This window comes from Micromonospora sp. MH33 (assembly GCF_003013775.1).
GTDB classification, from domain to species: Bacteria; Actinomycetota; Actinomycetes; order Mycobacteriales; family Micromonosporaceae; genus Micromonospora; species Micromonospora fulviviridis.
This window is the reverse complement of record NZ_MUYZ01000015.1, coordinates 42,178-49,496: the sequence shown is the minus strand read 5'-3', so window position 1 is coordinate 49,496 and position 7,319 is coordinate 42,178. Positions and strand designations below refer to the sequence as shown.

Genomic DNA, 7,319 nt, shown 5'->3' with positions numbered 1-7,319 from the left:
CCGAAGATCGCCGAACACCTGCTCGGCCCCCGCCTCTTTTCCGGCTGGGGCGTACGCACCCTCGCGCAGGGGGAGGGGCAGTACAACCCACTCGGCTACCACGTCGGCACCGTCTGGCCATTCGACAACGCCTTCATCGCCTGGGGGCTACGCCGCTACGGATTCCACCAGGAAGCCGGGCAGATCGCCGAGGGAATCATCGACGCGTCCCGGTACTTCCAGGGACGACTTCCGGAAGCCTTCGGCGGCTACGACCGCGAGTTGACCCGGCACCCCGTACAGGAACCCGCGGCGAACAGCCCACAGGCCCTGGCCACCGCAGCGCCCCTGCTGCTGATACGCACGCTGCTCGGCCTCGAGCCCTACGGCGATGATCTGGTGGTCGCGCCGGCACTGCCCGAACGGTTCGGTCGCATCGAACTGCTCGACATCCCCGGACGGTGGGGCCGCGTCGACGCCATCGGCAGCGTGACATCCCAGGAGGCGAACGCGGCCGACAGATGAGCGTGGCGGCGTTGCCGCCGACCAATGCCGGTGACCAGTGCTGCGGCAGACAAAGCCGCAGTTCACAACCCCTGCGAACCAGTATGGCACGGCAGAGGCCGAAAATGATCTTCAAAATGCCAGGTCAAAGCCTGCCCGAGGTGGTGGAGATGGTCTGGCCACGCACGATCGTTCAAACGTGCGTGGTTCACCTTCTGCGCAACTCGTTCCGCTACGCGGCCCGGCAGGACTGGGACAAGATCGCCAAGGCGCTCAAGCCGGTCTACACCGCACCGACGGAGGACGCCGCGACCGAGCGGTTCATGGAGTTCGCCGACGCCTGGGGGAAGAAGTAGCCGGCGATCGTGAAGCTGTGGTCCGACGCGTGGGCCGAGTTCGTGCCGTTCCTCGCCTTCGACGTCGAGATCCGCAAGGTCATCTGCTCCACCAATGCGATCGAGAGCGTCAACGCCCGCATCCGCAAAGCCGTCCGCGCCCGCGGACACTTCCCCAACGAACAAGCCGCGCTCAAGTGCGTCTACATGGCGTTGATGAGCCTCGACCCCACCGGCGCCGGCCGCCGGCGCTGGACCATGCGCTGGAAGGCGCCATTGAACGCCTTCCAGATCGCCTTCGAAGGCCGGCTCACCCCGGCCAACCACTGACCACCTCAACAACCAAGATCAGCCGTTAACTTGACACTCCCGCGTCCGGCGCGGCGTAGTACCGCTCGCCGTATCTTGTCAGGCGCCCATAGGAGTATCGGGAAGGCGATCAGGAGGGCGAGCATCAGGGGGCGGGCGGGGCGGTGCCGAAGATCGTCTGTAGCGGCGGCACGGCGACGATGGTGGCGGCGAAGGCGAGTTCGAACGCGATTCCCCGAAGCAGGAGGCGGTTGGTCGCCAGGCCGATGGAGCGGAGCGAGGCCCGTTCGGTGCGGGCGGCGCGGGCGGTGCCGATCTGGCAGGCGACGATGGGGCGGATGGACGCCGCCGGTACCGGGGTCGTTGAACGTTGTTGCGCCGAGTGAACCCGCTGCTACGGCCCGGCCGTGAGATAGCAGAGGAGGTAACGGGTTGAGCATGTTGGGCGACGAGGAACTGCGGGCCGAGATGCGGGCGGCGTCATGAGTGAAAAGGTGCCCTTCAACGAGGCTGGCGCAGCGGGTGGAGTTGCTGGGGGAACATCGTGCTCGGCGTTTTCGGTCAACTGGCTGAGCGGTCGCGCAGATGGGTTGCCTTCATGGTCGGCGGGTGGGGCGGGTGTCCCACCGGTACAAGAACCATGCCTGGCGGATGAGGCTACGGATGGTGACGATGGCATCAGCGAGGTTGAAGTGAGCGCTGGCCACGTCTTCTTTGCGTTCGTAGCGGCGTTGTAGGCGGTTGAAGGCGTTGTGCCAGGCGTTCGTGCGCTCGATGTGCTACCGCCGGGTGGCCTGGACCGGGGCTTTTGACGCCCTTGTGGGCGATCTCGCCGGTCGGCCTGTGGGCGGTGAGCAGGGCCTCCGTCACCGTCGGGATCGCCACGGAAGTGACATACGGTGATCTGAAGGCCGGTCTGGACGGCGAGGGTGGCCAGCTCGGCTTTCCAGGCGCGGGTGCGGTAGCCGTTGGGGCCACCGGCGTCCGCGGTGATCAGCAGCCGTCGGGGAAGTCGTGGGTGAGGGTGGCCACCGGCTCGCCTTGGGGCCGCCACTGCCGGCCGGCGTGGCTGAACTGGCCGACCAGTTCCTTCCACCTCAACAGCCCGTTTACGACCTCCACCGGGCCTGCGTTTGAACCTGTCACCGCCACGCCCACCGGCCACCGTCGTCGACCTTGCCGAGCAGCGGCGGATACGGCGAAAACCGATCCTCGGCGGGCTGATCAACGAGTACGAACGAGCCGCATAGATCCTCAAGAAGCAGCAGGTCACCGCAGGTACCAGGGTTCTGAGCCCCTACACGCTCACCCAGGTCCTTGTGGGGACCCGCGCAGACCGGGCGGGACCGGGGCGGACGGCCGACCAACCCGATCATGCCAATAGACAGGCTTCGGTCTACGGATCAGATGTTCTGGTTGATCAAGCGTCTCCTCGCCCGTCACCGCTGAGAGCCCGGTGCCGCGCTGTTGGCCCTCTGCCGAGAGCGCAGGTGGCGATGGCTGATCTTGACGATGTGCGCGTTGTGTGCTCTCCAGCAGGTGCCGTCGTGGGGTAACCGGTGCCACTCCTGGTCAACGCGGGTCAGGGATCACGGCCGCTGGCGCGACCCGTGTGGTCGACGTGTGGTCATCCGCTGGTCCCGTGGGCCGGGGCGGTGCAGCTCAACGCGGGCCACTTCCTGCGACCCCGGGTCAACGCGCGGGTCGCTACACTGGGCCGTCGCGCCCTCGTAGCTCAGGGGATAGAGCATCGGTTCCCTAAGACGGTGCTCTCGCCACGTCCGCAGGGCTGACTACCTGCGGCATTGCTGATTCTTCTTCTCTTTGGTTGGTCGCATAAATGGGGCGCTGTGCTCGCTCGCGTAACAGCTGGGAAAGCGCGTCGCAGTGTTTCGAGTGCCTCCTGGGACTAATGGTTCCTTGAAGGCTAATTGCTGCTCGGGCGGGCGCATCGGTACTGACGATGCCGCCTGCGCCGCAGCCGCCGTTTGAGATCTTGCTGGTGAACGGGGTGGATCCGAGACGGCCACCGCGGGCTCTGACGCCCGTCGTTGTGCCGGAACTTGGCGCGGGAGCGCCCGGCCGTTGAAAGACTCGTCGGGTGAGGGGCTTCGGGTGGCGGGGGAGCCTTGGTCCTGCGGTGCCGGTGGCGCCTGCAGCCCGGGTGGACCGGTTCGAGGTGTTCTTCGACCTGGTTTTCGTCTTCTCGTTCTTCATCATTACCCGGTCCACGGCGCGGGATGTCACTGCCGGGGCGCTGTTTCACGCGCTACTGGTTCTCGCCGTGTTGTGGTGGTCGTGGGTGTTGCACAGCGTGGTCGCTACCCGGGTCCGGCTCAGCGAGGGCTTCGTGCCGGTGCTGATGACGGTCGGCATGGCGTCGCTGTTCAGCTTCTCCCTGTCGCTGCCGCAGGCGTTCCGGGATGTGCGGGGCGCCGCCGGGCCGATCACCGCGGCGGTCAGCTACGCCGTGTTCCGCCTCGTGCACGTGCTGCTCCTCTGGCACGCGCTGCGGGACAGCCCCGCCGAGCGCTGGCTCGACCACGAAGGCGACCTGCCGATCATCGAAGGCGCCCTGATCCGGCTGCAGGTCGGCCCCCCTGCCCGGCGACCGCCACCCGAAACCAGTCTGGCTGTGGACCTCCATCACCACGGCCACCGCCGCGGACGTGGACCGCAGCTGGCAGTCCTACCTGCGCAGATTCGACCTCGAACACACCTTCCGGCTCCTCAAACAGGCACTGGACTGGACCCGACCCAAGATCCGCACACCAGCTACGACGTCGGGAAGACCGTGAAACGCGCCCTCACCATCGCCGAACGACGAGATCAGACGGGTTGAACGACAAGCTAAGACTCCCAGAACCCGGGGGCTGAGACAGCCGCCGTCGTCACCAGCAACTCCTGGCGGGAAGAGGACTGCTGGCGGGCGATGACGCCGAACAGGTCGAAGAGCCGGTGTCCGCCATCGGGTCACACCCTTCGCACGACGACGCCGGCGGCTTCCAGTGCGTCAGCCTCGTCGTGTGGGGCGTCGTCTCCGGTCACGACGGCGTGCAGCGCGGACGTCGGCGCGACGAAGGCGAGGGCGGTGCGGGAGAACTTGCCCGCCTCGGCGACCGCGATGACGCGGTTGGCCGAGGCCATCACGGCACGCTTGATCGCAGCGTCGGCCAGGTCGTACGCGGTCAGGCCGTTCGAGGCGTTCAGGCCACAACAGCCGATGACTGCGGTGTCGAAGCGCAGCGCGGCAAGCGACGCCTCCGCGAGGGGGCCGGTGAGCGCCAACTCACCGGGGCGCGGCTCCCCGCCGGGCAGGAGAAGCCTCAGCTGGGGTGCGCCGACCAGTGCGTTGGCCGCGTGCAGGGACAGCGGCATGACGGTCAGGCGGCGGTGGGTCAGGGCGCGGGCCACTTCGAGGCAGGTAGTGCCGCTGTCGATGACGACCGCCTCGCCGTCGGCAATCATCCCGGCTACCGCTGCGGCGATGCGCTGCTTGACCGCCAGGTCATCGTGTGCGCGAAGCGCGAACGGGGGCTCCTCGCCGCGCAACAGCAGACTTCTGGCCCCACCGCGGTAACGCTCCAGGACGCCCTGTTCGGCCAGGATCTCCAGGTCTCGGCGGATCGTCATCTCCGAGGTGCTGGTCAGTTCCGCCAGCGCCGCCACGCTGAGCTGCCCGGCCTGCCGTACGGCATCGGTGATCTGTTGGTGTCGGTCCACGCTCGCCATGCGCTCATTGAACACCTCGTGCGTTCGATCAACAAGTTTTCGAACGCGTAGCATGTTTGTTATGTTCGAAGCATGACGAGATCCTTGCGGGCCGCCCGGCTGGCCACCTTCGCCTACTTCGCCCTCAACGGCTTCGTCTTGGGGATCTGGATCGTCCACATCCCCGCCGTCGAACACCGGGCAGGAATCAGCCACGCCGTGCTCGGCTGGCTCCTGCTGCTCCTCGGCGCCGGCGCCTTCGCCGGAATGCAACTGGTCGGGCCGCTTACCGACCGTTTCGGCGCTCGCAAGGTCGTGCCGCTGAGCGCGGCGCTGTGCAGTATGGCGCTGGTCCTGCCCGCGCTTGCCGCGAACGCGTGGACACTGGGCGTGGCACTGCTGGCATTTGGCATTGGCAACGGCAGCCTGGACGTCAGCATGAACACCCACGCTGTTCAGGTCGAAGCCCGGTACAAGCGTCCGATCATGTCCGCGTTCCACGCCGTGTTCTCCATCGGCGGAGTTCTCGCCGCGCTGGTCGGCGCTCGGACCCTCAGCTGGGGTTGGAGCACGACGGCCACCCTAGCCGCGGCCAGTCTCCTCGCCCTCGCCATCACCGCAGTCGTCGCACCCGCACTGTTACAGAGGCCAGAAGCCGCCAGCGCGCCGGAGCGCTCCACCGCCAAGGCCACCACCTGGCGGACCACGCCCCTACGCATCTGGGCGCTCGCCGCACTCGCCTTGATGCTGATGCTCAGCGAAGGCGTCGCCAACGACTGGAGCGTGCTGGCCATGCGCGACGTGCTCGACGCGCCCGCCGCCACCGCCGCCCTCGCCTACGGTGCGTTCGCCACCGCCATGACGATTGGGCGCTTCCTCACCGACCGGGTCGCCGCACGCTTCGGCCCCGTCGCCATCGTCCGCTACGGATCGGCACTGGCGGCACTCGCCCTCACGATGGTCGCCCTTTCACCATCGATCCCGCTGGCTATCGCCGGATGGGTACTGTTCGGTATCGGGCTGTCTGGCACCATCCCGCAACTCTTCAGCGCGGCCGGCCACGCCAACCCCAACGCCGCCGGAGCAAACGTCTCCCGCGTCGCCGGCCTCGGCTACCTGGGCATGCTCGCCGGGCCCGCCATCATCGGACCCCTCACCCACCTTACGCCGTTGAACTACACATTCTTCCTGCCCGTGGCCTTCTGCGTAGTCGCCACCCTCACCGCCGACGTCCTTCGATCCAAGGCAGAAGATCCGCAGCCACAGGTAGCCGACCTGCCAGCGGCCAGCGTCCGCGCCATCTGAGCCACACCTTGATGCCGCCGGCGGATTCTCCCGATCCTGTTAGAGCCTTCAACAAGATCAAGAAGAGTCATGCGTACGATCGTACAAACAACGTACGATCGTACGCAACGAAAGCGGGAACGCCGAAAATCCGGCTGAGGTAGACCCAGATGGCCGCCTCCCCCGGGGCGGGGCTGCGGCAGCGGGCTCGGCCGACCTAACGACCTCGTGCACGGTTGACGGTAGAAGGAGCAGCACCGTCTCATCGAACTTTGGGTGCAGCGGGTAGTGCCCTGATCCGCCGGGCGTTGTGTTCGATGCGGTCGGTGTGTTGGTGCTCGGACATGAGGCCGGCGATCGCGCGGATGCTGGCGTCGAAGGATTCACGTCGGCCGTGGTAGCGGCCCAGAATCCGCCAGTTCTTCAGGTGTCCGATGGCATGCTCGACGCGGATGCGCTGGGAGGAGTGCTGTTTGCGGATCGCCTCGTGCGCGGCGATGACGCTCGGTGGCAGTGAGGTCTGGCGTTTACGCGGTACAGCAACCGATCGAGCCGCAAGAGCTACCAGGCGGCGACCAGGAGCTGTGCGACGTCGGGGACGACCGCAGGAGATCGCATCGCCCGGAGCTACGGATCTGTGAGTGTCAGATCTGGCGGTTCTGGGTGAGCTGCCGCCAGGATCGGTGCTGGTGTTGTCGGGTGACTCGCTACGGATTTGGCTGAAGTGGACCTCACCTCAGCCGCAACCGCTGCCTAACGGAGAAATCATGCCCAATGAACAAGATCATCATATGGATGCAGTCGTCGCTCGACGGGCTTTACCTTTGGACCAAACGGCGAGTTCGCTGGCCGTACATCGGGAACGACCTGCACACCCATTTCGTCACCACGCTGCGCGAGGCGGGACTGTTCGTCTACGGCCGCGCGGTCTTCGAGATGATGGCGGCCTTCTGGCCGATCGCCGACACCCTTGAACAGCACGCCGAACCAGGACCCGTACGCACGGATCTGGCGGCCCAGGCCCAAGGTCGTCGTCTCCCGCACGCTGACCTCGGCGGACTGGAACGCGTCGGTGGTGGCCGACCCGGCGTTGGTCCGCAAGGCGGCCGACGCCGCGGACGGGCCCAGCTACGTCTTCGGTGGATTACAGACCGTCGCCGCCCTCGCCGAGGCCGACCTGATCGACGAGTACCAGAT

The 7,319-nt window shown here is 66.8% G+C and carries 5 protein-coding genes and 6 pseudogenes; 6 read left to right on the top strand and 5 right to left on the bottom strand.

The annotated features are described in order from the left end of the window. Together B0E53_RS04960 and B0E53_RS04955 are read left to right on the top strand one after the other, a co-directional pair. Positions 1–504: pseudogene (locus B0E53_RS04960) on the top strand (amylo-alpha-1,6-glucosidase); the annotation flags it as partial. A 122-nt stretch (positions 505–626) separates the two neighbouring features. Next, a pseudogene (locus B0E53_RS04955) lies at positions 627–1,148 on the top strand (transposase); the annotation flags it as partial. Positions 1,149–1,272: 124 nt separating this feature from the next. Here the strand turns inward: B0E53_RS04955 and B0E53_RS38520 are convergent. From B0E53_RS38520 to B0E53_RS04945, 3 genes and pseudogenes are all read right to left on the bottom strand, one after another. Continuing rightward, positions 1,273–1,443 carry a cation transporting ATPase C-terminal domain-containing protein gene (locus tag B0E53_RS38520; protein WP_246835247.1) on the bottom strand — a complete coding sequence of 57 codons (171 nt, stop codon included), beginning with the start codon at positions 1,441–1,443 and terminating at the stop codon, positions 1,273–1,275. Positions 1,444–1,723: 280 nt separating this feature from the next. Then, positions 1,724–1,936: pseudogene (locus B0E53_RS39085) on the bottom strand (IS5/IS1182 family transposase); the annotation flags it as partial. Between the two features lie 77 nt (positions 1,937–2,013). Continuing rightward, positions 2,014–2,243, bottom strand: a pseudogene (locus tag B0E53_RS04945) (hypothetical protein); the annotation flags it as partial. A 985-nt stretch (positions 2,244–3,228) separates the two neighbouring features. Here B0E53_RS04945 and B0E53_RS40035 point away from each other — a divergent pair. Together B0E53_RS40035 and B0E53_RS40030 are read left to right on the top strand one after the other, a co-directional pair. Then, positions 3,229–3,642 (top strand): annotated as a pseudogene (locus tag B0E53_RS40035) (low temperature requirement protein A); the annotation flags it as partial. 18 nt (positions 3,643–3,660) lie between these two features. Next, positions 3,661–3,901: pseudogene (locus tag B0E53_RS40030) on the top strand (transposase); the annotation flags it as partial. A gap of 199 nt (positions 3,902–4,100) precedes the next feature. Here the strand turns inward: B0E53_RS40030 and B0E53_RS04925 are convergent. After that, the gene (locus B0E53_RS04925) at positions 4,101–4,859 is read right to left on the bottom strand and encodes a DeoR/GlpR family DNA-binding transcription regulator (RefSeq protein WP_107074881.1); all 759 of its coding nucleotides are present in this window, start codon (positions 4,857–4,859) and stop codon (positions 4,101–4,103) included. A 72-nt stretch (positions 4,860–4,931) separates the two neighbouring features. On the opposite strand from B0E53_RS04925, the gene B0E53_RS04920 reads away from it, so the two are divergent. Together B0E53_RS04920 and B0E53_RS37340 are read left to right on the top strand one after the other, a co-directional pair. Then, on the top strand, positions 4,932–6,143 hold the full coding sequence (locus tag B0E53_RS04920; RefSeq protein ID WP_107074880.1) for an MFS transporter: 1,212 nt from the start codon (positions 4,932–4,934) through the stop codon (positions 6,141–6,143). A 289-nt stretch (positions 6,144–6,432) separates the two neighbouring features. Then, complete coding sequence (locus B0E53_RS37340) at positions 6,433–6,639, top strand: hypothetical protein (RefSeq protein ID WP_168215223.1); 207 nt, start codon at positions 6,433–6,435, stop codon at positions 6,637–6,639. Positions 6,640–6,887: 248 nt separating this feature from the next. On the opposite strand, the gene B0E53_RS39080 is transcribed toward B0E53_RS37340, so the two are convergent. Next, positions 6,888–7,223, bottom strand: a complete 336-nt coding sequence (locus B0E53_RS39080; protein WP_246835245.1) for a hypothetical protein — start codon at positions 7,221–7,223, stop codon at positions 6,888–6,890. Positions 7,224–7,319: the final 96 nt, after the last annotated feature.